Raw genomic sequence first — 25,020 nt, forward strand, 5'->3', positions numbered from 1 at the left:
CCGTGGAAGAAATTTGCCATGAACCGCAGCACCAACGCGGATCCTCAATTGAGGATAATTCGCGGCGTCCAGCAAAAAGTCCAGTGGAGTTGCACACAAAACCAACCCGTCAATGCATGCAAAACGCGGGAGTTATGTGGTACAACGAGCCCAGAGGGAGAGGTAAATCTTGTAAGTCTTTTTCAATCAACAACTTAAAAACTGCACGACCTCCCGGGGCGAGGGGAGCCAGAATCCATCAACGCGACTTGTATCGATACCAACGCCCTCTAGTTCGGGGACGCTAACCTGCACGACCTTCTCCAAAGGTGTTGCGCTGTCGAGCAGGCCGACTCCATGAAACAAGGCTTCTTGCATTTGTTTCGCGATCTTTGCTGATGGGGCCGTGCCACAGATGCCGATCAATAGAAACGACGTGACCGGAAAAGTCTTCTTAAATCGCCTGGTTTGACATCTTCAGAGTATTGTGATGGGCCAATTCCTCGCTTTCCCAATTCGATTCGCCACCCTCGTATTGCTGGCAACGACCATGGATCTCGGTTTTGCAGCCGCCCAGGTGTCAACTTGGCAGCCGACTCGCGATGGATCTCCGTGGCCGCAACCGGTTCAGTTCGAGGCTCCCTTGACGGACCCACCACTCGAAGCACGATCTCCGCACTCGTTTTCCAGGACACGTTCGGGAGGTCAAGCAACTTCGGCGGAAATGCAATCCCAAAACGTCGCGGGTGCCATTGACGAGAAGGGACAGCCGGTTGGCTTGCTGGCGGATCTTTTTCCACCGATCATGCCAGCGGGAGATCCGATTCCGAGTCACCGTGTGATCCGATCGCCAAACCAGCGAGTGATTGAAAAGCACCTCGGGTCTCGCTACACCGAAACCCACCCGCCACACACGTCTCATCGCCAACGGATGACGTATCCCCCAGCGACGATCCCTCAAGCGAAGGAGAGTCCAACGTGGAAGGCACCCTATTCATATGGGTACTTTGGGGCAAAGACCACTCCGCGTTGGAGCCAACACCACGGTTATCGAGACAACTACACCCAGTGGACGCGTCAATAAGTCAAACGGGACCTACAGGCGTAGCCCACAGGTCGTTGCCGGTTCGATGAATGCGAGCTGGGTTCCGCCATAGACGCGAATATCCCAATCACCTTTGGGCAGTCGCTCGATCTCAAATTTCTTCTCGGCCTCGGCAACCAAGACGCTTCCTGGCGGTGCGTTTTGAAGGACTCGTTCGATGATCTGATTCAGCTGATCGAGTTCCTCTTCCCAAAGCGCATAGGGCGGACAAAGGAAGACAATCCAAGGGACCCCCACCATCGGATCCTCGGGGTCCTCGGCTGCGCGAAGCAGCTGTTCGCTCCAACGGAATGCGTCGCCGACTAAGATCTTCAGCTTGGATTCGATGTCGAGCGACTCGCTCGTTTGGCGGATAAAGCCCGCAGCACGATTCGACTGTTCGATCGCGACCGCTTGCACTGCCCCGCGACTGATCGATTCGATCGCCAGCGCACCGGTGCCGGCGAACAGGTCGAAGGCAATCGAACCACGGACCGCTCTGCCCAGGATATTGAACAGGTTCTCGCGGATGTTGTCTTTCATCGGCCGTGTGAAAACCTCGCCATGGTAAACGATGGGTCGACCTCGCATATCGCCGCCGATCACGCGAAGTTTGGTCGGTTTGGCACCCTTGGAAGACTTCGCTCCACCGTCCTGTTTCCCGCGGGCGGGGCGTGGGGATCGCTTTTTGGCTCGGTTCGATTCGTTGCGTTGGCTCATCGGCGGCAGTATAGCGAACCGATTCCCAAAAAGGAAAAGCAAACATCGTGATCGATGAAAGTTCTGGCGGTTTCTGATAAAGTGTTGGCTCCCACCTCCCCCGCATTCTTTCCACCTCGATTGGTGCCCACCATGCGATTTTCCTTTTTGAGTTGCTTGCTCCTCTCGTCGTGCCTCTGCTTGTCGTGCCTCTGCCAGGCTGCGGATCTCAAGCTTGATGAACGAGCCGCGATCGAATCCGAATGGGGATATCGGCCGTTCGAGGGTGGTACCTGCGAAGTGAATCCACCTCATTTTGTCTGGCGTCCTCAAACTGGCATCGTGCGCTGGGAATTGCAATGCGCGACCGACGCCAAATTTTCAGACATCGTCTATCAAAACGATTCGATGGATCTGACCGTCCATACCCCCCCAACAAGCTTCGACCCCAGAGACTACGTTTGGCGATATCGAGGCTGGACAAAAACGGGTGAGTCGACGAATTGGAGTCAGCCGCGGTCTTTCTCGATCTCCGCCGATGCTGCTCGGATGCCGATGCCGATCCGCGAGGAATTGTTGTCTCGGATCCCTGCAGGCCACCCCAGGTTGTTTGTACGTCCCGAACAAGTGCCCCGGCTGCGCGAACTAGCAAGCGGGTCCATGAAGGCAGATTTTGAGGACTTGGTCCGTCGCTGCGACCAGATCTTGAAGGATCCACCCCCTACCGCCGAACCGCCTCTGTATGGCCCCGATGTCAAGCCCAAAAGCGAAGAGTGGATTGGTATTTGGTGGGGCAATCGAACTTACACCAGCCATGCACTCAATAGTGCAGCGACCTTGGCGTTCACGCGGTTGATCGGTGGCAAGGAGGAATATGGCCAAGTCGCGAAACGGATCCTGATGGATTGCGCTCAATGGGATCCGAAAGGTGCCACCGGCTATCGTTACAACGACGAAGCTGGGATGCCCTACGCGTACTACTTTTCACGCACCTACACGTTTGTCAATGATCTGCTCAGCGAGCAAGAGAAGCAGCAATGCCGCGATGTGATGCGAGTTCGCGGTGAGGAAATGTACGATCATTTGTGTCCTCGCCATTTATGGAACCCCTATTCCAGCCACAGCAACCGCGCTTGGCATTTCCTCGGAGAAATCGGACTGGCGTTTCACGGTGAAATCGATCAAGCCGACGATTGGGTCTGGTTTGCAACCAACGTTTTCTACAACGTCTATCCGGTTTGGAGCGATGCCGACGGCGGTTGGCACGAGGGGACGTTGTACTGGAACAGTTACATCGGCCGGTTCACATGGTGGGCCGATATCATGCAAGCCGCCCTCGATATCAATGCGTTCGATCACCCCTATTTTGATCGCGTCGGTTACTACCCGATGTACCTGTTGCCACCTGGAAAGGTGGGCGGCGGATTCGGTGATTTGAATGCGAAAGCGACTTCCGCGAAGCAGATTGCTTTGATGAGCGTTCTCGCGGCGCAATCTCGAAATCCCTACTGGCAATGGTATGTCGATCAGCATGACGAAAAATCGCTGGCTTCTGGCTATGCGGCGTCGTCGGGATACCTTGGGTTCCTGCGTGGGTCACGCGGCACGGTCGCCGCAAAATCGCCCGCCGATCTGCCAAGTTCGCGGCTATTCCGCGGAACCGGCCAGGCCTACTTGAACACCACGATCGAAGATGCTAATCAAGACGTTCAAGTGGTGTTCAAGTCGAGTCCGTTCGGAACCCAGTCGCATGGATACGAGGCGAACAATTCATTCCTGCTATGGGCCTTTGGCCAACGATTGCTGATTCGCTCAGGCTATCGCGACACGTACGGCAGCGAGCATCACCGTGACTGGATGTGGAGCACTCGGTCGGTCAATAACATCACCGTCGATGGCAAGGGGCAACTCCCTCATGCTGCAGCGGCTCGAGGTCGGGTGGTTGATTTTCAAACGACACCCGCGATCGATGTTGTGGTAGGGGAAGCCGGTGCGGCTTATCGATCAAGTCAATCTACTGGTGAACAACGGCTCTTGGACCGTTTCACTCGCGCGATTTTGTTCATCAAGCCGGATATGATCGTTGTCTACGATCGTTTGCGAGCTCCAAAGCCATCGCAATACACCTATTGGCTGCATGCCATCAATGATTTTCAAGTTCACAATCCGCAAGACATCACGATCGAAGCGGGGGACGTTCGCTGCCAGGTCCAATTCCTTGCACCGGATGGGCTGCAGCTGTCTCAAACCGATCAATACGACCCGAATCCACGAGACCGCGTGGAGCTTCGCGAATGGCATCTGACCGCGGACACGGCCGACAAGTCGAAGTCGACAGAGTTTGTCACGCTGTATCGACCTTATCGTGAAGGAGAAGAAACGCCGGTTCAGGGGGCTCTACAGGCGATGGAAGGTGGATATGTGTTGACCAGCGAAGTGGCGGGCGGCCGAGTCGTCGTGCTGTTGCCGAACGACGACCAGACGCAACTAAGTTTTGAGGGGCTCGAAACGCAAGACAAGATCATCGTCCAATTGTACAACGATCAAGGCGAAGTCCTGCAAACGACCGAAGTGGCGATGGAGTAGCAAGGCACGGATCGTCCACGTCAAACGTCTTGGCGAAGGATTTTTAAGGCTCATCCGGCGGAAGCGTGCGCAGGAGTTTTTCGCGGCATCTCTCCGCTATCCCATCATTGCTGGCAGGAGCTATTTTCACTTGTTATCGTGCAGTTGCCGGGAGAAACGGAGTGGAGCTCTGCAGAGGTGCAACTTGACAAGGGATATCCCGGTCGACGGTGCGCCAAGGGTGCTACCGGTTCCCGGCGGACGACCGACCGTCGGGGACTCTTTTCTAAGAGATCATTGGACACCGGAGCCATACCTCCAAAAAACCTCGAGTCTGGGTTCCGCACGCTTCCGTCGGATGAGCCCTTTTCATCAGGCGTCGGGGGCCGAAAGACGCCCCTTGTATTCCGCTCGATGCTAGGTTCCCTGAATGATCGGGTTGGTCAGGGTTCCAACGCCATCGATCGTGATCCGAACGATATCACGCGGTTGCAGCGTAAAGTCGCTTGTCGGTACGATTCCCGTGCCGGTCATTAGAAAAGCGCCGCTGGGAAAACTGTTATCGCGAGCGAGCCAGTTGACCAAATCCTCGAAGCTTCGAGCCATTTGATCGGCCGACGTTTGGGCGTCGAACACCCTCTCTCCGTCACGATCGATCTTTAAGTCGATGCCGATCGTATTGCGCGGAGGTAGCGAGTCGAATAACGAAATCCATGGGCCCAACCCTGCACATTGGTTGTAGCACTTTGCTTGCGGTAAATAGAGCGGGTTGTCCCCTTCGATATCTCGCGAACTCATGTCGTTTCCGACCGTCAGCCCTACGATCTTCATGGCGGGACTGAGCACCAACGTGACTTCCGGTTCGGGGACATTCCATCTGGCATCGCTACGGATTCGCAAAGGTTGGCCATGACCCGAAACACGATGAGGGGTTGCCTTAAAAAACAGCTCAGGACGATCGGCGTTGTAGACTCGGTCGTAACAGGAGGCCGCTGCTTCGGATTCTTCCATTCGAGCGGTTTGGCTGCGGCGGTACGTCACGCCTGCGGCCCAGACTTCTTGGTGATCGATCGGTGGTTGCCAACGGACCGAAGGGTCGATCGCCACGGCGGAATCGGTGGTTAACGATTCCACCGCAGCGATGGGATGGGCGGCAGCGAGCAGGTCCGACATCGTGGGGTACTGCGACGTCATCCGCAGCGGGATGAGTTGGTTGTCTTCGACACGCGCGACGCGAACCACGCCTTCGGAATCCGTGTACTTTGCAATCTTCATGAGTTCATCGTAGGAGAGGTCAGTTCGCGAGCAAGTTGGCATCGGGAGCGAGTTGGAAACGGACCGTTCCGCCTACAATTGTGTGAGTCACCCGGGCACGCAGTTCGGATCCGTCGAGCGGATTGCTGATGCAGTGCGAGCGGAAATGGTAGGCATTGACTTTCCAGGTCGCTTCGGGATCAATGATGACCACATCCCCCGGGCTGCCTACCGCCAACGTGCCTCCTGGAACCGATGCGATTCGAGCGGGAGCGGTTGATAGCCGCTCGATCGCGGTCGGCCAATCAATGAAATTCTCGTTGACCATGAAGGTGGCGACGGTTGAGAGTGTGGTCTCGAGCGTCGCTGCTCCAAACGGTGCCAAGTTCAAGTCGTTCATTTTCTTTTCGCGACTGCGCGGCATGTGACCACTTTGGATCGCATCGATGGTGCCGTCGGCAACGGCTTCCTTCAACGTTTGAACGTGCCTTGGGCTGCGCAGTGGCGGATGGACTTTAAATCGCGAATCGAAGGAGGTGAGTTGCTTGTCATCCAAGCAAAGGTTGTGTGGGCAGACCGACGAGGTGACTTTGATTTCGCGACTCTTGACACGTCGAATCATATCGACGGCTCCCATGGTGCTGACCGGTCCCACATGCAATCGGCCTTCGGTTGCTTCCGCTAACCGCACATCCCGCGCGACCGCCAAGTCTTCTGCTTCGGTCGGCAAGCCTTTCAACCCCAGCACCAACGAGACTTGCCCATCATGCATGACACCGTTTTCGGCAAGCTCAGGAACTTCGGGCCGATCGATGATCAACAGTTTCAGCATCCGGCAATAGTCGAGCGACCGTTTCAACAGCGCATCGTTACACATCGGCCGCGGCGCGTCGCTGACCGCGACGGCACCGGCGTCGGCCAATAGCCGTAGTTCGGCCATTTGGTCACCCGCCTGTTCACGGCTCAGGCAGCCAATGACATAGACTCGCACTCCGTTCGCTTTCGCCGCTTTTTGTCGCACGAATTCCACTGCTCCAGGTGAATCGACGACCGGCGTGGTGCTGGCAGTGCAAAGGATCGAAGTGAAGCCGCCGGCCAACGCGGCGTCACTGGTCGATTCGATTGTCTCGTCTTCTTCGAAGCCTGGTTCGCGAAGCTCGACTCCCAAGTCGACCAGCCCGGGTGCAACGATTCGTCCGGAAGCGTCGATGCTGTGGCAATGCGATGGGATTTCGTCGTCCGAGGGGTCGATCGCAGCGACACGCCCGTCGAGAATCAACAATCGGGCGATGCGGTCGATTCCTTGGCTGGGATCAACCAGACGCCCATTTTCAATCAACAAGTCGGACATGTTAAGACCACTGAGGTTGCGAGACTTGAGTCGGTTCGGTCATTTCGCCTGCGGCTTGGCGATCGGCAGCACCGGCCAACAACCACAGCGCGGCCATCCGAACGGCGATCCCGTTGGTGACCTGTTCCAAGATCACGGATTGTGGACCGTCGGCCACTTCGGGCGTGATTTCGACGCCACGGTTGATCGGCCCCGGAGCCATGATCAAGATGTTCTCCTTGGCTCGCCGCATCCGCGAAGCGGTCATCGCATAAAGCGCCGCATATTCGTGAACGCTAGGGAAAAAACGAGCGTGTTGTCGTTCAAACTGAATGCGGAGCAAGTTCAGTACATCACAACGAGGTAAGATTTCGTCAAGACTGTGGGCGACTTCAAACCCGATCTCGGCCCATCGGGGGCTGACCAGCGTGGGGGGGCCGCAGACGATGACGTGAGCCCCCATTTTTCGGAGTCCCCACAGGTTACTGCGAGCCGTTCGGCTGTGAGCAATGTCCCCGACCAACGCGACCGTCAAACCGTCGAGTCGGCCACGATGCTGGCGGATCGTCAACATGTCCAACAAGCCTTGCGTTGGATGTTCGTGAGCTCCGTCGCCCGCATTCAACACGCTGCAATCAAGTTCGCGGGCGAGCAAGTGAGGTGTACCAGGTGTGTTGTGTCGAGTGACGACCCAATCAACCCCCATGGCTTGGATCGTCTTGGCGGTGTCGACAAACGTCTCACCCTTCGCAACGCTGCTGCCTGCACTGCTGAATTCCAGTGTGTCGGCGCCCAACCGTTTGGCCGCAAGCGAAAAACTGCTGCGAGTACGCGTGCTGTTTTCGAAAAACAGGTTGGCACAGGTCTTGCCACGAAGCAGCGACAGCCTCTTTCGTCCGCCACCGGTCCGATCCTTGAGCGTCTGTGCGGTGTCGAGCAGCGTCTGGATCTCGTCGGCTTCGAGACACTGTAACTCAAGCAGATCCCGACGACGCCAATTGTCAGGGAAGGGAAGGTCGTTGGCACCGGTGTCAGGCATCGTTTTGGATCTTGAACTGGTCAGAGAAAATAGACAAGCACGACGAGCCCCACGTTACGAGATTCAGGCCGACTCTGCGAGGACCCCTCAAGCTTTTTCACTCATTTTCCGCGGCCCGGTCCGTTCCAGGCAGCCAACCGAGCAATCCCCATGCGACCACCCAAAGGATGCCGCCAATCGGCGTGATCATCCCCAGCTTGGATTGGTTCGTCAAAACCAGCAAATAGAGGCTGCCGCTGAACAAAACGATTCCGCTGACGAACAGCCATGCCAATTTCAGCCGCAGCGAATCGCGGCCAAGGGGAATCGCGACAAGGGCCAGCAGCACAACGCTGTGAATCAAGTGATAGCGAGCCCCGACGTCAAATTGGCCAACCCGCTTGGCGATCGTTTCCGGATCGAGTGACTGCTGCTCGAGAAAACCATCGAGCCCATGAGCCCCGAACGCCCCGATCAGCACGCCAAGGGAGCCGGTGACAGCGGCGAGAAGCATGATTTGCCGAGAAGCGGGTGGATGGCGCATGAATCGGGCGGAGCTTGGGGAAAAAAGGGGCGATCGTCACGTTGACTTAGGTTAAACGACTTAGACGCCACGATCGGGGCGGAGTGCCTCGGCTTGACGCTTCAGGGTAGCGGATTCACGTTGGAACCGACCGCTTAGCCGACGCAATTCCAGCTCAAGCCGTTCGGTAGCCGTCGTTGACGGTTCGATGGGTTTGGTCCCTAACCGGACTTGATTCGCATCGGCGATGGTGGATGGGGCATGAGCCGCCAGGGTTTCTCGAATCAGTAGATCGCTGAGTTTCGCCGTCGTTGCGCGATGGTCCAGCGTGATTTGATTCGTTTTTCCCCACTGCAATCGGATCCCCCGCAGGGCGGCTTGAGCCGCTTCGGTGATCGATTGGATTCGCCCAATGACACTGGTTGAGTCGGCATCAAAGACCCAGACCCAGCGTCGCGTGTCGACTCGGTAAGCAAAGTCGAATAGCCTTTGATGAGTTTGCAGGACTCGATCGAAATCGTCAGCTGCATCCCGTGCCATGGCGGCGCCGAGCGAGACGGTGCCCAGTGCAAACGATTCCGGTTGTCTTGGCGAGGCTCCGTTGTGCATCAATTCCACCGACAATAGCGGCGGATCGAGACGCACTCGCCGTTGGATCTTGCTGCGCAGGTTTTCGCTTGAAGGATCGCTTTGGTGTTGTTTCGTTTCGGTTTCACCGTCCGATACCCGCTTTCGCCATCGCACCCAACACTCGGCGACCGATTTGGGGCCGCCGACGGGCGTCAGGAAACTGGCGTCGGTTCCGTAGCCTGTCCGAGAACGAAGCCGCAATGTTGAGAAATGTAACGCTGCTAATTGTCGGCAAATCGCCAACCCCAGCCCTTCGCCTGACGAAGACGAAAATTGCTGCGATTCAATTCGTTTCATCTGAGCTGGCGTGATCCCCACTCCCTGATCGATTACGGACCAGCAAATCGCCTCGCCACCGGGTGTCTTTTGTAGTCTCACTAAGACCGATTCGTTTTCAGGTGTGGCTCGGATCGCGTTCACGACGAGGTTGACGATCATGCGTCTCAAAATCGCAGGATCGGCAAACACCAACAACTTGGCATCCTCGGCGCCGTCCCAAAGGACATCGATGTTCCGAGGCAAGGTCCAAGGTCGCAGCGTTTCTTCGACTGCGGTTCGGACCTCGCTGACCGAAACCCAACCTCGCTGAGCGCGTGGAATACCACTTTGCAAGCGTTCAAGTTGCACCATCTCGCCGACCATTTGGTCGATGCAATCGCACTGATCGATCGCGGCGGACAAGCAAGCTTGTTGTTCGTGCTGGATTGGGCCGAGGTCGCCATCGTGAACCAAGCGAATCGATTCGCGGATGGTTGTCAGCGGCGAGCGAAGGTCATGGGCGGTTTCGCTCAGCATCTGAACAATCGCGTTGGCCGTTTCGTTGACCTGGCTCTCCGCACGCCGTGACGACGAATGCGTTTTTTGTCCGTGATGGGCTGTTTGGATGTGAGGCATGGGGGTCCCCGGGTTCGGTACGGAAGCAATCGATGTTCGTGCCACGCGGCCGTTTGGCCCTTGATCGGGACGGCCCTTGATCGGAACGGCCCTTGATCGGAACGGCCCTTGATCGGAACGGCCCTTGATCGGAACGGCCCTTGATCGGAACGGCCCTTGATCGGAACGGAGCGCCCGGTCCGATCAGGATCAACATGTGCGCACGGAATCTGAATCGTCATCGTTTGGATGACGGGCACAATCTTTGTGCACCGTCAGCGACACATCGGCGCAGTGGACCGTGAGTCGTGCCTGCTTTGCGGATATTGCGGGAGTCCGATAGGCGATTTTGGGCCGAACCGGTAATCTATCGCGGTGTTCCTACCTGTAGTGATTGCGAGCTGCCTCGTTCTCATTCAGCGAGGGTGTCCCCGGGGGGGAATTCCTGACGATGCGGCGACGCGTCGCTGTTTTTGCCGGACTCTCGCCATTTTTTTGATTCTTGACCGCAAATCGATAGCAAATAGTCATGACGATTCCCACTCGATTCGACCACACCGAAGCTGCCGAAAAAATCGCCGAAGCCTGGGAATCGGCCGGCTGTGCTCGTGCCGAACCGCGCACCGACAAGAAACCGTTTTCGATCGTTATTCCGCCACCGAACGTCACCGGCGCCTTGCATCTCGGCCACGGTCTCAACAACACGCTTCAGGATATTTTGGTCCGGACCAAGCGAATGCAGGGGTTTGAAGCGCTTTGGATGCCGGGGACGGATCATGCGGGCATCGCGACTCAGGCCGTCGTCGAACGAAGGTTGAAAGATCAAGAAAACAAGTCGCGGCATGATCTCGGCCGCGAAGCGCTGGTTCAGCGAATTTGGGATTGGAAGGCGCAATACGAAACGCGAATCCTCGGTCAATTGAAGCGAATGGGATGCAGTTGTGATTGGAGTCGACTGCGTTTTACCCTCGATGACGTTTGTGCCGCCGCGGTCCGAGCGACGTTTTTTGACTTGTTCGGCAAGCAGCGGATCTATCGAGGTAAACGGCTTGTGAACTGGGATACCTTCCTGCAAACCGCTGTCAGCGATGACGAAGTCTTCAATGAAACCAAGAAGGGACACTTTTGGCACATTTTTTATCCGGTTGTCGATCCGAAACCGGGGGAACCCGCTCGCTTGGAGATCGCCACGACACGACCCGAAACCATGTTGGGCGATACGGCGGTCGCCGTCCATCCGGATCCTGAAGCTGCACTTCAACAAACCGAGAAGGAACTGCGCGAGAAGTTGTCGGCCGTGTCGGCAGGGGAAAAGGACGACATCCAACAGCAACTCGACCGATTGCAACAGCGCCGAAATGAGATGCTGCCGCTGTTGATCAAGCTGCGCGACATGGCACGCGACGGTCGCATGTTGACGCTGCCGTTGATGAATCGCGAAATCCCACTGATCGCCGATGAATGGGCCAAGCCGGAAATGGGGACGGGGTGTGTCAAGATCACTCCCGCGCATGACCCAAACGATTACGAAGTGGGCAAACGAGCGGGGTTGCCGATGATCAACATTCTGAATCCTGATGGAACGATGAATGCCGAAACCGGACCGTATGAAGGTTTGACGATTTCGAAGTGCCGCAACAAGGTCGTGGACGATTTAGAGAATTTGGATCTGCTTGGCGAGATTGAGGATCGAGAAATCGAGTTGCCGCACAGTGATCGCAGCAAAACGCCAATCGAACCCTATTTGGCAGACCAATGGTTTGTGGCGATGGCGGAGTTGGCCCAATCGGCAATGGATGCCGTGACGGATCAACGCGTCAAGATTTTCCCTGAACGGTACCGCAAAGGCTATCTCGATTGGCTCAGCGAGAAACGTGATTGGCCGGTCAGTCGCCAATTGTGGTGGGGTCATCAAATCCCTATCTGGTCGGTGGGTGGAATCAGCGAAACCGAAGCCGAGGCCATCGAAGCGAAACTCCAAGCGTTCCCTGAGTATGCATCCGGCAAGATTGCCCAACGGATCGATCCGGATGAAGCGGGAACGCATTCGATTTTTGTCTGCTTGCGTGATGAAGATGTGAAGCTGGAATCGAAGGTTCAATCGCTCGGTTTGACTCGCGATGACGACGTCTTGGATACCTGGTTTTCGTCTGCCCTTTGGCCGCATAGCACGCTCGGATGGCCCGCAAAGACCGCCGAGCTTGATTACTTTTATCCCACCAGCACGCTGATCACGTCGCGAGACATTATCACCTTGTGGGTCGCTCGAATGGTGTTGATGGGACTCAATAACTTGGGCGAAGTGCCGTTTCAGGAAGTCTTTATTCACCCGAAGATATTGGACGGCAATGGCGAAGGGATGAGCAAGAGCAAGGGCAACGGCGTGGATCCCAACGATGTGATCGACAAGTTTGGCCCCGATGCGTTGCGGTTCGGTTTGGCTCGTTTGGCGACAGAAACGCAAGATGTCAGGATGCCGGTCCAATACGAGTGTCCTCACTGCGAGAAACTGATCGATCAAACCAAAAAGAACCAGTCGTTGCCAGCGGTCCAATGTCCCGAGTGCAAGGAGAGGTTCTCGACCCAGTGGGCGGAAACCGAAGCCGACAAGGCGCTGCTCAAAGGCGCGGTGGTCAGTGAGAAATTTGAAACGGCGAGAAACTTTGTCAACAAGCTTTGGAATGCGGCTCGCTTTGCGCTAATGAACTTCGAAGACTACAAGCCGCAATCGATTCAGGTGGCTGAATTGCCGCTGGAGGATCGCTGGCTGCTCAGCCGTTTGTCGACGGTCACGCGCGATGTGTCCGAAGCGATCGAGCATTACCATTTCGCCGAGGCATCAAGAATCCTCTACGATTTCGCCTGGAACGAATTCTGTAGCTTCTATGTCGAAATCGCCAAGCCAAGGCTGTCCGATGATTCGTTGCGAGCGGTGACGCAAGCCGTGATTGCCCATGGGCTTGATACGCTGCTGCGGCTATTGCATCCCATCATGCCCTTTGTGACGGAATCGATCTGGGGCTTTTTGAACGAGGCGGCTGCGGAGCGAGGTCTTCCTGAACCGACGGTGGCGCCGAGGTTTGTGATGACGGCGGCTTGGCCCGAAGCCGTCGCGAGCCACCATGACGAGTCGATTGAACGGCAGTTCAACGAGTTCCAAGAGGTGGTTGGCGCCATCCGTCGCATTCGTGCGAGCCAGAACATTGCCCCGCGTGAATCGGTGCCGGTCGCCATTCGTTGTAGCCCATCGAGTGCGGCCTTACTTGAGCCGATGCGAACGTATTTTCAAGGTCTCGCCGGTGCCGAAGTGGTTGCGTTGGGGGAACAGGCAAACGCCTTTGAGATCGATGCTCCGTTGGCATTAACGAGCCTCGACATCGATGTGCACGTCGACTTGGAAAAGTTCATTGACGTCGAGGCGGAGTTGGCTCGGTTGGAGAAGTTGCTTGACCAGTTGGTCAAGCAAATCACCGGAAAACAGCAAAAGCTGTCGAACGAGAATTTTGTGTCGCGAGCGCCGGCCGAGGTGGTCGCCAAGGAACGGGACTCCTTGGAAGATTTGCAGAAGCAGCGGAAGTCGGTCCAGAGCGATATTCAGCGGCTAACGCAAAGGTCTCGCTGAGTTTTCCGCTGGGAAGGTGTTGCTCGGCGTCATCGCTTTCGGCGTCTTCGATTACAATGAGAGACGCCTTGTCGGTTCGTTCATTCTCCTCGTTTTTTTTGATTCCCCCCGGTCCGCTGCCATGCCCATCCGATTGAATTGCCAATGCGGCAAAACGCTCAACATTCCCGACAACCTCGCTGGCAAGGCGGTCAAGTGCCCGGGCTGTGCCACCGTGCTGAAGGTTCCCGCTGCGAAGGCCACGGCGTCACCCGCCGCAGCGCCGGGTGTGGACAGTCTGGATGATCTGTTTGATGAGGAAGGCTTTAGCGATCAAGTTGCCGCGGTCTGTCCGGCGTGCCGGGCGGAGATGAGAGCGGGTGCGGTGTTGTGCACCAAATGCGGCTTCAATAAAGAAACCGGAGGCCGGTTGGAGGGGCATAAGACCGTTGGGGTTGACATCAGCCACGGCACCCTCGCGCTGCAAAAAGCAGCCGAGGACATGGCCCGAACCCAAGACACGCAAGACCGAATGCTGAGCAAAGCGGGACTCCCTTGGTGGATGCTGGGGTTGATCTTGATCTTGCTTGCGGGTTCCACCTTGATTGCGGTCATCGCGATCAACGTGGCGCGGCGATCCGATGGCACTCAGTTCAACGCGATGGCAACGTTCATGGTCTTGGCGGGGGCTTCCTGCAGCCTGATCGGCTCGGTCGCGGGGTTGATGCTGTTGATCAAAGCGTTCCAAAAAGACGTCGTAACGGGACTGTTGTGCATGTTCATCCCGCTTTACATCTTCTATTTCGTCGCCAAGAATTTTGCGGAAACGTGGCGGCTGATGGCGATCAATCTCATCATGGGTGGCGCGGGTGGCGCCCTGCTTGCAATCGCCATTCCCCAACTACCCATTTGACGGACTCCGCCGCTGAGTCTCCGCCGCTGAGTCCTTTCGACAAAAAGTCGCGGGTTGACCGCCGTTGCCTTACGGGGTGAAGTAAACGGGCTCGGGCATTTCCTCTGGCTTTCGTAGCACCTCCGCTGTGATGATTCGGTCAGGTGGTCGGATCATCGTTTCATTGCTTTTGTCTTTGTTCGGGTCGACTCGTCGAATTTCGGTAAACAAGTCCATCCCTTCGATGACGCGGCCAAAAACGGTTTGTTGTTGACTCACAGCAGGCAGAGGCGTGAAGAAGATCGCGAATTGAGTGCTCGCGGTGTTCTCGAAAAACGATCCTTCCTTGCTCGGTAGCTTTGCCATGGCCAAAGAACCGCGAAACGCGTTGCGAGCCCCCTCGCGTTGGTGCTCATCGATCACGTAGCGGCCCGAATCACCCGATCCGAGTCCCGTTTCGTCCCCCGTTAGCGCCAACAGGTCATCTTTGACTTGGTAAAAATCCAATCCATCGTAGAACCCCTGCTCGACGAGCGAGATGAAATTCGCGACGGTTGAAGGCGCCACATCAAGAAAGAGCTCAACCACCATGTCGCCTTTGGTGGTTTTGATCAGGACCCGTGGCAAATTCTTGGTCGCATCCGCTTCGCGAGCTTCCGCTTCTTGCTGCCACAGCTGCTCGATCTCGTCCATTTGAAACGAGAAACGTTTGTCGAGATCCGCGAAGCCTTCCTCGTCCATGTGCTTGTACACTTTTCGGGCAAGCTCAAAATGGCCCGTGCATACGGCCGCCCGGGCAACGGCGCGGTAAAGAAAGATCTGCTTGAACCCCAGGTCCATCAGCAACGAACCGGCTTGCAGCGTCCACTCGCTGTAGTTGCTGTTTTCGTACTGATGTTGGATCATGGTCAACAGGTATTGAGCGGCTTCTTCGTCAGGGGCAAACATCAGCAGCTTGTAGGACGCTTCAAAAAGGTCGTCCATCAATTGACGGGTTCGAAGTTCAGCATCCACAAAACTCTGGCGGGCCTCGGGCGTTTGCTGCTCGCCATTGATGTACCGCGTGTGGATAACCCGCATTTCGGTCACCTTGTCGCGGTAGGCCTTCAAGACCTCGAGGAATTCGGCTTTTGCCTGTTCGCCTTCTTCGGTCAACTCGATCGGCAGTGATCCTCCCATCGCTGCGGCTTCTTCACCTGCGGCAGCCGGAGCGGTGTCGGAAGCCGGAGCCAGGCTAGCTTCGGGGGTTTCTGGCCCAGAGGGAGTCGTGACCTCGGACGACTGGGCGTCACAGGTGGCGAGGCGGTCGGTTGGCGAGTAGGCCAGCAGCAGAAGGGTAAAGGAGACGAACAGGCGTTGCGAGATCATCGACGACAACCAATCATTTCGGGATGGCGGGAAGGGGTCTACGTGTTCGATACAGGTTCCGTGCGCCAGTGGTTCGCGCGAACGGCTGAAAAGGCTTGGTGGAGACCCAATTCCTGTGGCTTTTTGTCAAGAACGGTGAAAGAAGTCTAGAAAACCGCGAATCACGGGGCCAAGTGAACCTTTCGCAAAACGGAATCGTCCGCTAATCTGTGCGGACGCATCAGGATCGAGCGGAGGGTTCCCGAGGGGTTCCTTTGCCGGCGATCCTTCCGGGGCGTAGCTCAGCCTGGCTAGAGCGCCTGCTTTGGGAGCAGGAGGTCGCATGTTCGAATCATGTCGCCCCGATCGACGAAAAGCCGTGTTTTCCTGAGTGGAACACGGCTTTTTTTGTTGCAAGGCTGGGCGAATCGAGCGGCCAGTCCTGCGGGTCGGTTCGCGCCGACGCCACCGTTTTTTGTTCGCAGTCGGTTGGTCCTGGCGCTTCTTTGCAAGCCTCACTTTTTTGAGGGGGATCTTTTGTTGGATCCTATTTCTCGCTAACCTCTTGGCAAGTTTGTCTTTCCTTTTCCGCAGCTGATTTGAGCCGGAATTCCCTGTTTCCCCTCCCCATTTTGTAAGAGTGACCGTGCTGATGAGCGTTGCATCGACTGACATTGAGACCCAAGCAATCGATACCATCCGAACGTTGAGCATGGATGCCGTCCAGACGGCAAACAGCGGTCACCCCGGCACCCCGATGGCGCTGGCGCCGATCGCGTACCAGGTTTTCAACCGGACCATGAACTACGATCCGGCGAAGCCGGCTTGGCCCAACCGCGACCGTTTTGTGCTGTCATGCGGTCATGCGTCGATGTTGCTCTACAGCACCTTGCATCTGGCGGGCGTCAAAGCAGTCGACCCATCGGGCAACGTGCTCGACAAGCTTTCGATCACGTTGGAGGACATCAAGAATTTTCGCCAGATCGGCTCGGTCTGTGCGGGGCATCCTGAATACGCGGAAGCCGCCGGGATTGAGACCACCACCGGACCGCTCGGGGCGGGCGTCAGCAATTCGGTTGGCATGGCGATGGCGGAAAAATGGCTCAAAGCCAACTACAACACCGACGAACATGTGCTGTTCAATTACAACACCTACGCGCTGTGCAGTGACGGTGATTTGATGGAGGGGGTTGCCTGTGAAGCCGCATCGGTTGCGGGGCATTTGAAACTCGACAACCTTTGCTGGATCTATGACGACAATCACATCACGATCGAAGGCGATACCGAGTTGGCGTTTAGCGAGGACGTTGCAACTCGTTTTGAAGGATTGGGGTGGAATGTCCTGAAAGTCGACGATGCCAACGACACAAAGGCGCTCGCTGCGGCCATCGAAAAATTCAAATCGTGCCACGACAAGCCAACCCTGATCATCGTCCGCAGCGTGATTGGATGGGGAGCCCCCAATAAGCAAAACACCCATGGCGCACACGGGGCGCCATTGGGCTGGGATGAAATCGCCTTGGCCAAGAAGTTTTATGGTTTCCCAGAAGACGAAAAGTTCTACATCCCTGATGGCGTGGTCGAGCATTTTGCCGCCAATGTTGGCGAGCGTGGCAAGCAAGCCTCGGCGGCTTGGGAGACAATTTGGCAGCAATATCAAAAGGCGCACCCACAGAAGGCGGTTGAATTGCAAGCCGTGTTTGATGGCAAGTTGCCCGCAGGATGGGACAAGGATATTCCCGTTTTTGAGCCCAGCGACAAGGGGGATGCCACGCGAAACAGCAGTGGCAAAGTGCTCAACGCGATTGCTAAGAACTTTCCGACCATGATCGGTGGTTCGGCCGACTTGGCTCCAAGCAACAAGTCGGATTTGACCTTTGAAGGTGCCGACGAGTTTTTGCCACGTCACTATCAAGGCCGCAACTTGCACTTTGGGATTCGTGAACATGCGATGGCGGGCATCGTTAACGGGCTCTCCCTGTCAGGGCTGCGCAGCTATGGAGCCACGTTCTTTGTCTTTTCCGATTACATGCGGGGCGGGATGCGGCTGAGCAGCATTATGCATCAACCGGTTCTTTTTATCTTGACCCATGATTCGATCGGCGTTGGCGAAGATGGTCCGACGCACCAACCGATCGAGCATTTAGCCGCGTGTCGCGCGATCCCGGGGTTGAACGTTTTCCGTCCCGGCGATGCAAACGAGGTTGCGGAGTGTTATCGCACCGCAATGCAAATTAGCGATCATCCCTCCGCGTTCGTCCTTTCTCGCCAAAACATGCCGACCCTCGACCGAACCCGGTTCGCGTCAGCCAGTGGTTGCGGCCGTGGTGGTTATGTGTTGAGCGATTGTGAAGGGACGCCGGACGTGATCTTGATGGGCAGCGGCAGTGAGTTGTTCATGTGTGTCGATGCCGCCGAAACGCTGACCAAAGAGGGCAAAAAGGTACGCGTCGTTAGCATGCCGTGCATGGACATTTTTGCAGATCAGGACCAGTCGTACATGGATTCGGTGCTGCCCCCCAAGGTGACCAACCGGGTAGCAATTGAAGCGGGCATCCGGATGTGCTGGGATCGGTGGATTGGCAGTCACGGCAAATTTATTGGCATGAGCGGTTTTGGAGCCAGCGGCCCGTATGATGAAGTGTACAAACACTTCGGTATCAACGCCGATGCGATGGTTGCCGCTGCAAAGCGGTAACGGTGGTGGTATTTGCGAAGCGTGCTCTGGGGCGCTGAGTCAGGCCAAAGCTTTCGCATCCTGTGGGATGCTATTCCTTCGGGGCAGCGATTTTGTTCGTTGCGGTGTTTCGGTGGGGCCGCCGCGTTTCTAGACAGGGTGCTACAATCGAGCACGCAAGCCGAGCGAAACCGGGGGGATCGTCGGCCATCGTCCTGTCGTTTTGACCGGCGTCGTCACTTTTGAGTTTTCGTGTTTTTGCATTCCGCCAGGCATCTGCGAACGAGTAGACTGATGGTGGAGTGCCGATTGCGTTACCGTTGACGATCCTCTGGATAGGCGAAGACGGGAGAGGCCGACGCAACGGCTTTATTTCTTTTTTGTATTGTTCCGGTTCCGGCCGTCGCAGTGCTTGGCAATCTTAGCGAGAGCGCGTTCAAGGATGGTTTCAAACCGAATGCAGTCGACAACGCGATACGAACCCAATCCGACGATCACGCTTCACGGCTCGACGCAGACCAACACGGATGCCGAGTTGGTGCGGCGTTATGACGATTTGTTGAGCAAACGAAAGGTCAGTTGGACGGGGCACCACCACCTGTTGCGCCTGCTCGGCCGCGGCGGCCAGGGTGAAGTTTATTTGACGGAATACCGGGGAACCGACGGTTTCACGGTTCCCGTGGCCATGAAAGTCTTTTCACCCGAGCGCTATGCGGATAGCCGATCGTACGAAGAGGCGATGGCGCGTGTCGCCACGATCGCCGCTCGCGTGGCTTTGATCCAGCACGACAACCTGTTGGATGTCCAGAATTTTTTCGAGCGTCACCGAATCCGTATCATGATGATGGAATGGGTGGATGGCTACGATTTGCGGCAACTCGTTTCGCCCCAGTGCTTGGAATTGCTTGAACACCATGTCAGTCAGCGGCGTTGGCGTTACATCAACGAAGTCATTTTGACCGAAGGTCCCGATCAGTCACGATTCAAGGCGGGGGTTGCCGTTGCGATCGTTCGCGAGTGTTTGGCGTCGCTGGCGGCACTGCACCGCGAGAACATCGTCCATGGGGATGTGAAGCCAGCCAATATCATGTTGAAGCGTTCGGGGCACACCAAATTGATTGATATGGGGTCCGCATTTGACTACACCGATCCACCACGTGATAGCGAATGCACTCCGATCTATGCGGCGCCAGAAGTGTTGGAGAACAACCAAGTCACTCCGCGCAGCGACCTTGCCAGTGTCGGCTATGTTTTGATTGAATTGCTCAGCGGAACGAATCCTTTCTCTGGCAAAGAGAGTTTGCGGCAATTGCTGCAGGCAAAACGCGAGTTGCCTTCGCGGTTACATACGGTGTTGCCGGAGGACGTGCTGCGCAACGAGTTGTTGATGAATTTTTTGTTGGGATTGATTGCACCGGATCCCAATCGGCGGTTCCCCAGTGCGGAAGCGGCCGAGCATGTGGAACAAGGTGCCGCGGCCTTTCATCGGCAATTGATTCGCAGTGACATGGCGACGGAGTACGACAATGACATTCGCGTTTGGCTCGAAGAACTCCGGCAATTAGAAAGCTTTGAACACTGACGTCCTCCCCGATCATAGAAACAGCAAACACGATGGACCAAGAGCACTTGGATGTGGCGCTCCGGGCAGCAAAAGCCGGAGCGGTGGAATTGATGGCCCGACGCGATGATCGCGTCGTCCGCGAAAAGGCCCCGAAAGATCTCGTTACCGACGCGGACCTCGCCGCCCAACAAGCGATCCGGTCGATTCTGATGGACTGTTTTCCTGGGTACGCGTTCGTCGGTGAAGAAGAAGGCGAAAATGAACCGCCGAACTCCGTGCGTCAAGGAGAGATCGATGCGCCACCGTGTTGGGTGGTGGATCCGCTAGACGGGACCGTGAACTACGTGCATCGATTGCAAAGTTTTGCGGTGTCCATCGGCTTGTACGCGGCTGGCAAAATGCGACTCGGCGTGATCTACGATCCGGTTTGTGACGAGATGTTCACGGCCATCGATGGTCAGGGAGCCCGTGTCAACGGTCGATCGATCCGGGTCAGTGCTTGCGAAGAGATCGGCGAAGGTTTGTTCTCCTGCAGTTTTCCGGCGGGTATTGAAAGCGATGCACCGGAGGTCCGGCAATTTATCCGGGTGCTTGGGCAGTGCCGGTCGCTGCGCCGGCTTGGATCCTGTGCACTTAACATGTGCTACGTTGCCGCCGGACGATTGGACGGCTATTGGGCAACGAGTGTCCAGCCCTGGGATGCCGCGGCGGGGATCGTGATCGCACGTGAGGCTGGCGCGACGTTGACGCAAGTCGACGGGGCTTCACTTGACGATTGGTCACCCAAATTCTGTTTAACGGCGTCCCAAAAACTACACCAATCGATGCTTGATTTGCTTGCCTGATCCATCGGCGAGTGGGGATTGGGTGGACGTAATCCCCTGTTTCGCCTTAGCGGTCGCGACACCGCCTGAGTTGCGGAGCGTCATCCGCACCGCTTGAGTTTGTCGGAGGCTTTCGCGACAATGCCGGGCCTGTGACGCTATCCTGCTCCGCCCTCATTTTGTTTGCTGCCATGATCAATCACCAATATGTCGATCGGCTCGTGAATCTGTTGGACCCTGATGGAAACCAGATCCTCAACATGTCGGTTGACGAGGCGGTCTCGGCGGTCGCCAGTGGCGATGTGAACGAAGTTCGCAAGATTGACGGTCAGTTTGCTTTGCTTCACAAGGACGGCCAAGTCGTTCGCATGGCTCGGTCCATCGCTCGGCCGATGCGATTCTTTTTGGCCAAACGGGCCGAGGGGCCTTGTTTGGTGGTCGCCGAACGCATCGATGAAATCCGTGACTTTCTCATAACCGAGGGGCTCGCGGATCAGTTCCACCCTTCCTACACACGGATGGTACCCGCTCATTATTTGCTGGAATTGCAACTGATCGGTTGCCCAGATCCCAATCCCGGTTACCAACGGTTTTTTAGTCCCAAACGAAACTGCTTGCCGACCGATTTGGACGTGATCGGCGAAGCTTACATCGGTCAATTGACCAAAGCATGTGAGCAGTGGCTTGACAAGGTTGGTCCTGACGAACCGATCGGTGTGATGTTTTCGGGTGGCATCGATAGTGGTTCGGTCTTCTTGGTGCTGTATTCGTTGTTGCTCAAACGAGGTGAGTCGCCAAGCCGTTTGAAAGCGTTCACGTTATCGATCGACGGAGAAGGGGAAGACGCCCAGCAGGCGGTCGATTTTTTGAAGCCGCTTGGGCTGGACCTGTTCCTTGAAACGTTCAACGTCCCGTTGTCGGCGATCGACTATCGAAAAGCGATCGCAGCAGTCGAAGACTACAAGCCACTCGATATTCAATCGGCAACGGCCGGTTATGCATTGTGCGAAGCGATTCGCGATCGCTATCCCGATTGGAAGTACCTCGTCGATGGTGACGGTGGCGACGAAAATTTGAAGGACTATCCGATTGAAGACAATCCGGAATTGACGATTCGCAGCGTCTTAAACAACTTGATGTTGTATCAAGAAGGTTGGGGAGTCGATGCGGTCAAGCATTCGAAAACGTATTCGGGAGGGCAGAGCCGAGGGCACGTTCGCACTTGGGCTCCAGGGCGACAGTTTGGTTTTAGCGGTTTCAGTCCCTACGCCTTGCCAAATGTCATTGAAGTTGCTGAAGGCATTCCGTTCATTGAATTGACGGATTGGCAACATGAAAAACTATACGCGTTGAAAGGCGAGGTCGTTCAACGTGGCATCAAGGCGGTTACGGGAATGGAGATGCCGATCTTCCCCAAACGCCGTTTTCAGCGCGGGGTCGCTTCGGCGTCCGCTTTCTCTAAAATCTTCCCCGCATCGGAACACGAGTACCGACGCGAATTTGCGGAAATGAATGCGTAAGCCGCTGCCTCGGTTTACCGATCGCGAGGTTTTGGCGGCCCGCGGCTCAGGGCCCCCGCTTGCAGGTCCCGCTCTCGCAGGTCACCGCATTGCAGAACGCGATCAACTCGATCCGCGAAAGCCCTTCGCGATGTTGGTCGAACCGGAATGCGATGCACGCAGGAAGGTTGTCGATGTTGCCACGATCTTCCTCACCAATCGCGAGTGTCCGCTGCGGTGCGCGATGTGCGATCTGTGGAAGCACACGTTGACTCGGCGTGTCGCGGTTGGTGATATTCCCCGCCAGATTCGCTTCGCGCTCGATCAATTGCCCGATGCGTCCGAAATTAAACTCTACAACAGTGGCAATTTCTTTGACCGGCAAGCGATCCCGCCGGACGACTATGCGTCGATCGCCGACTTGGTTCGCCGTTTTGACACGGTCGTCATTGAGAATCATCCTCGCCTCTGCGGTCAAGTCTGCAGCGATTTTCGTGACTTGATTGCTCCGGCCCAGCTTGAGATCGCGATCGGGCTGGAGACGTGTTACGAGGACATGCTTGCAACCTTGAATAAAGGGATGACACTTAGCGACTTTGATCACGCCGTTGAGCGATTGCATTGCGAGCGGATTCGAACACGAGTGTTTTTGCTGCAGAGCTTACCCTTCCTGACCGAATCCGAATCGGTCGAGTGGACGCTCCGATCGATGGACTATGCGTTCGACCGAGGTGTCGATTGTTGTTCGGTCATTCCAACGCGATCCGAGAACAGTTTGATCCAAGCGTTGGCGCGAACGGGCGATTTTGTGCAACCGTCGGGCGAATCGATCGAACGGGTCGCATCGGCGGGAATCGAAAAGGATGCCGGACGCGTGTTCGTCGACCTCTGGCAGACCGAGCGGTTCTTTCCATGTGATGTGTGCCGAGAAAAGCGGATGGCCCGATTGCAACAAATGAACTTGACTCAGCAAGTGGTGCCCCCGATCGAGTGCGGTGAATGTGGAAAGTGACCGCTGCGGAAGCACCGGGTCGGAAAATGGGTTAAATTGGTCGGGCTTCGGTAGCTTCGTTACGCACGCTCTCCATTGATCTCAACTCCCTCATCCAAATGAACCAGAATTCGAATCGCTACGACGTCGTCATCCTCGGGGCTGGGTTTGCCGGCAGCTTGCTGTCGACCATTCTGAGCAAGCATGGCATGAACGTTGCCGTGGTGGATCGCAGTCAGCACCCGCGTTTTACCGTCGGCGAGTCATCGACGCCGGCTGCGGATTTTTTGCTCGAGCACCTTGTCAATCGATACGAACTCAGTGATTTTAAGCCGTTGGTGCGGTTTGGAAGTTGGCAGCGGGCCCATCCCGAGGTCTTGTGCGGATGCAAACGCGGGTTCAGCTACTTTTATCACGGAGGCGCCGACGGATTTCAGGCACGCACGGACCATCGTGACGAGTTGCTGGTGGCCGCGAGCGAATCGAATGAGTTAGCAGACACACAATGGTATCGGGCCGACGTGGACCAATTCTTTGTCGACGTCGCGAAGCGGCAGGGTGTCGATCTGTACGAGCAAACGGGTGTTGAGAGTGCCGTTCGAACGGCCGCGGGAACTTGGCGGCTTGAAGGTCGCAGTCGACGTCGACCGATCTCGTTTGAAGCTCCCTTTCTTGTCGATGCAACCGGCGCAGGGCGTTTTCTGACTCAGCAACTTGGCATCGAAGATGCAACGGACCGGTTGCGGACAAAGTCGTCGGCGATCTACAGCCATTTCGATCACTTGACGACGACGACCGAATGGCTTCGCGAATGCGGCGCGGTGCTTGAGGATTATCCCTACACGGCCGAGGACTCCGCGGTTCATCATCTGTTTCGCGATGGATGGCTTTGGCATTTGCGTTTCGTCAACGGCCGAACGAGCTTAGGGTTTGTCTACGACGAGCGAGGGTCGAAGGAAGAAAAGTCCTATGCCAAGCAAACGCATTGGCAGCAGGTGCTCGATGCACATCCTGTGCTTCGAGATGTACTGGGTGATGCCGTGATGTCGTCGTTCCCAGGTCGCGTTCTCCGCACCCATCGCTTGCAGCGACTAGCCTCCGTCGCAGCGGGCGACGATTGGGCGGCGTTGCCCTTTTCGGCCGGTTTCATTGATCCGATGCACAGCACCGGGATTGCACATTCGATCAGTGGTGTCGAGCGAATCGCACGCATCTTGATTGACAGCGACAGCGGCCAGCGCGGCGATGCGCTGCAACAGTACTCGGAATCGGTCATCCAGGAAATCGAATTGATCGACAAATTGGTGTGGGGATGCTATGTCGGGTTAGAGGATTTCCGGCTCTTCAATGCGTGGAGCATGATCTACTTTGCCGTGGTGACCACTTACGAGCGACTTTTTGCCGAAGCAAAAAATGAACAGGTTGGCTTTTTGGGTGCTACGAACCCCGCCATTGCTGATTGCGTGAATGACTTGACGGCGCAGCTTTCGCTCGCCGAGCAATCGGGCGAAGTGAATCGAGACGCTTGGGTCGAATCCTTTTGTGGTACGATTCGCCAAACCATCCAGCCGTTCAACCAAGTGGGACTTTTTGACCCACCCTTGCCGAACATGTACCATCGCACGGCGGCGAAATAGGACGGTGCCCCAAGGAAGCGGCGGAAAACAAAG

The 25,020-nt window shown here is 56.3% G+C and carries 17 protein-coding genes and 1 tRNA gene; 11 read left to right on the forward strand and 7 right to left on the reverse strand.

All coding sequences use genetic code 11. The features are described from left to right. Positions 1 to 469 precede the first annotated feature (469 nt). Positions 470 to 1,063, forward strand: coding sequence for a hypothetical protein (locus Poly41_RS23900; protein WP_146529631.1), 594 nt, complete (start codon positions 470 to 472; stop codon positions 1,061 to 1,063). A 12-nt stretch (positions 1,064 to 1,075) separates the two neighbouring features. Here the strand turns inward: Poly41_RS23900 and Poly41_RS23905 are convergent, their stop codons facing one another. Next, the gene (locus Poly41_RS23905; RefSeq protein WP_146529633.1) at positions 1,076 to 1,783 is read right to left on the reverse strand and encodes an RsmD family RNA methyltransferase; all 708 of its coding nucleotides are present in this window, start codon (positions 1,781 to 1,783) and stop codon (positions 1,076 to 1,078) included. Between the two features lie 132 nt (positions 1,784 to 1,915). Between Poly41_RS23905 and Poly41_RS23910 the strand changes: the two genes are divergently transcribed. Continuing rightward, positions 1,916 to 4,348 (forward strand): DUF4962 domain-containing protein, encoded by a 2,433-nt coding sequence (locus tag Poly41_RS23910; protein WP_197231589.1) that lies wholly within the window; start codon positions 1,916 to 1,918, stop codon positions 4,346 to 4,348. Between the two features lie 396 nt (positions 4,349 to 4,744). Here Poly41_RS23910 and Poly41_RS23915 read toward each other — a convergent pair whose 3' ends face one another. The 5 genes from Poly41_RS23915 to Poly41_RS23935 form a co-directional block, all read right to left on the reverse strand. Next, on the reverse strand, positions 4,745 to 5,602 hold the full coding sequence (locus tag Poly41_RS23915) for a fumarylacetoacetate hydrolase family protein (RefSeq protein WP_146529637.1): 858 nt from the start codon (positions 5,600 to 5,602) through the stop codon (positions 4,745 to 4,747). A 19-nt stretch (positions 5,603 to 5,621) separates the two neighbouring features. Further along, positions 5,622 to 6,932, reverse strand: coding sequence for a dihydroorotase (locus Poly41_RS23920; protein WP_146529639.1), 1,311 nt, complete (start codon positions 6,930 to 6,932; stop codon positions 5,622 to 5,624). 1 nt (position 6,933) lies between these two features. Beyond that, complete coding sequence (locus Poly41_RS23925; RefSeq protein WP_146529641.1) at positions 6,934 to 7,950, reverse strand: aspartate carbamoyltransferase catalytic subunit; 1,017 nt, start codon at positions 7,948 to 7,950, stop codon at positions 6,934 to 6,936. Between the two features lie 97 nt (positions 7,951 to 8,047). Further along, positions 8,048 to 8,473 (reverse strand): DUF423 domain-containing protein, encoded by a 426-nt coding sequence (locus tag Poly41_RS23930; RefSeq protein ID WP_146529643.1) that lies wholly within the window; start codon positions 8,471 to 8,473, stop codon positions 8,048 to 8,050. Between the two features lie 60 nt (positions 8,474 to 8,533). Next, on the reverse strand, positions 8,534 to 9,976 hold the full coding sequence (locus tag Poly41_RS23935; protein ID WP_146529645.1) for a sensor histidine kinase: 1,443 nt from the start codon (positions 9,974 to 9,976) through the stop codon (positions 8,534 to 8,536). A 508-nt stretch (positions 9,977 to 10,484) separates the two neighbouring features. Here Poly41_RS23935 and Poly41_RS23940 point away from each other — a divergent pair. Continuing rightward, entirely contained in the window at positions 10,485 to 13,577 is a 3,093-nt protein-coding gene (locus Poly41_RS23940) for a valine--tRNA ligase (RefSeq protein WP_146529647.1), read from the forward strand. A 121-nt stretch (positions 13,578 to 13,698) separates the two neighbouring features. After that, positions 13,699 to 14,469, forward strand: coding sequence for a hypothetical protein (locus Poly41_RS23945; protein ID WP_146529649.1), 771 nt, complete (start codon positions 13,699 to 13,701; stop codon positions 14,467 to 14,469). A 69-nt stretch (positions 14,470 to 14,538) separates the two neighbouring features. On the opposite strand, the gene Poly41_RS34330 is transcribed toward Poly41_RS23945, so the two are convergent. After that, positions 14,539 to 15,816 (reverse strand): peptidylprolyl isomerase, encoded by a 1,278-nt coding sequence (locus Poly41_RS34330; RefSeq protein WP_197231590.1) that lies wholly within the window; start codon positions 15,814 to 15,816, stop codon positions 14,539 to 14,541. A gap of 270 nt (positions 15,817 to 16,086) precedes the next feature. Between Poly41_RS34330 and Poly41_RS23955 the strand changes: the two genes are divergently transcribed. From Poly41_RS23955 to Poly41_RS23985, 7 genes are all read left to right on the forward strand, one after another. Next, positions 16,087 to 16,161: transfer RNA gene (locus Poly41_RS23955), tRNA-Pro, on the forward strand. Between the two features lie 286 nt (positions 16,162 to 16,447). Further along, the gene (gene tkt / locus Poly41_RS23960) at positions 16,448 to 18,493 is read left to right on the forward strand and encodes a transketolase (protein ID WP_146529651.1); all 2,046 of its coding nucleotides are present in this window, start codon (positions 16,448 to 16,450) and stop codon (positions 18,491 to 18,493) included. 436 nt (positions 18,494 to 18,929) lie between these two features. Continuing rightward, a complete protein-coding gene (locus Poly41_RS23965) occupies positions 18,930 to 20,054 on the forward strand; it encodes a serine/threonine protein kinase (RefSeq protein WP_146529653.1) in 1,125 nt (374 codons plus the stop codon). Positions 20,055 to 20,086: 32 nt separating this feature from the next. Continuing rightward, entirely contained in the window at positions 20,087 to 20,881 is a 795-nt protein-coding gene (locus Poly41_RS23970) for an inositol monophosphatase family protein (RefSeq protein WP_146529655.1), read from the forward strand. Positions 20,882 to 21,051: 170 nt separating this feature from the next. Continuing rightward, entirely contained in the window at positions 21,052 to 22,380 is a 1,329-nt protein-coding gene (locus tag Poly41_RS23975) for an asparagine synthase-related protein (protein WP_146529657.1), read from the forward strand. Then, the gene (locus Poly41_RS23980; protein WP_231615885.1) at positions 22,373 to 23,371 is read left to right on the forward strand and encodes a radical SAM protein; all 999 of its coding nucleotides are present in this window, start codon (positions 22,373 to 22,375) and stop codon (positions 23,369 to 23,371) included. The genes Poly41_RS23975 and Poly41_RS23980 overlap by 8 nt, the downstream gene beginning before the upstream one ends. A 98-nt stretch (positions 23,372 to 23,469) precedes the next feature. Then, the gene (locus tag Poly41_RS23985) at positions 23,470 to 24,987 is read left to right on the forward strand and encodes an NAD(P)/FAD-dependent oxidoreductase (RefSeq protein ID WP_146529658.1); all 1,518 of its coding nucleotides are present in this window, start codon (positions 23,470 to 23,472) and stop codon (positions 24,985 to 24,987) included. Positions 24,988 to 25,020: the final 33 nt, after the last annotated feature.

The organism is Novipirellula artificiosorum (assembly GCF_007860135.1).
GTDB lineage: Bacteria > Planctomycetota > Planctomycetia > Pirellulales > Pirellulaceae > Novipirellula_A > Novipirellula_A artificiosorum.

What these genes read in the sequence shown, in the direction of transcription:
- Poly41_RS23970 (WP_146529655.1), top strand. Translation starts at nt 20,087, where the DNA reads ATGGACCAAGAGCACTTGGATGTGGCGCTCCGGGCAGCAAAAGCCGGA.
- Poly41_RS23985 (WP_146529658.1), top strand. Translation starts at nt 23,470, where the DNA reads ATGAACCAGAATTCGAATCGCTACGACGTCGTCATCCTCGGGGCTGGG.
- Poly41_RS23980 (WP_231615885.1), top strand. Translation starts at nt 22,373, where the DNA reads ATGCGTAAGCCGCTGCCTCGGTTTACCGATCGCGAGGTTTTGGCGGCC.
- Poly41_RS23920 (WP_146529639.1), bottom strand. Translation starts at nt 6,932, where the DNA reads ATGTCCGACTTGTTGATTGAAAATGGGCGTCTGGTTGATCCCAGCCAA.
- Poly41_RS23935 (WP_146529645.1), bottom strand. Translation starts at nt 9,976, where the DNA reads ATGCCTCACATCCAAACAGCCCATCACGGACAAAAAACGCATTCGTCG.
- Poly41_RS23940 (WP_146529647.1), top strand. Translation starts at nt 10,485, where the DNA reads ATGACGATTCCCACTCGATTCGACCACACCGAAGCTGCCGAAAAAATC.
- Poly41_RS34330 (WP_197231590.1), bottom strand. Translation starts at nt 15,816, where the DNA reads ATGATCTCGCAACGCCTGTTCGTCTCCTTTACCCTTCTGCTGCTGGCC.
- Poly41_RS23930 (WP_146529643.1), bottom strand. Translation starts at nt 8,473, where the DNA reads ATGCGCCATCCACCCGCTTCTCGGCAAATCATGCTTCTCGCCGCTGTC.
- Poly41_RS23945 (WP_146529649.1), top strand. Translation starts at nt 13,699, where the DNA reads ATGCCCATCCGATTGAATTGCCAATGCGGCAAAACGCTCAACATTCCC.
- Poly41_RS23915 (WP_146529637.1), bottom strand. Translation starts at nt 5,602, where the DNA reads ATGAAGATTGCAAAGTACACGGATTCCGAAGGCGTGGTTCGCGTCGCG.
- Poly41_RS23975 (WP_146529657.1), top strand. Translation starts at nt 21,052, where the DNA reads ATGATCAATCACCAATATGTCGATCGGCTCGTGAATCTGTTGGACCCT.
- Poly41_RS23925 (WP_146529641.1), bottom strand. Translation starts at nt 7,950, where the DNA reads ATGCCTGACACCGGTGCCAACGACCTTCCCTTCCCTGACAATTGGCGT.
- tkt (WP_146529651.1), top strand. Translation starts at nt 16,448, where the DNA reads ATGAGCGTTGCATCGACTGACATTGAGACCCAAGCAATCGATACCATC.
- Poly41_RS23900 (WP_146529631.1), top strand. Translation starts at nt 470, where the DNA reads ATGGGCCAATTCCTCGCTTTCCCAATTCGATTCGCCACCCTCGTATTG.
- Poly41_RS23965 (WP_146529653.1), top strand. Translation starts at nt 18,930, where the DNA reads ATGCAGTCGACAACGCGATACGAACCCAATCCGACGATCACGCTTCAC.
- Poly41_RS23905 (WP_146529633.1), bottom strand. Translation starts at nt 1,783, where the DNA reads ATGAGCCAACGCAACGAATCGAACCGAGCCAAAAAGCGATCCCCACGC.
- Poly41_RS23910 (WP_197231589.1), top strand. Translation starts at nt 1,916, where the DNA reads ATGCGATTTTCCTTTTTGAGTTGCTTGCTCCTCTCGTCGTGCCTCTGC.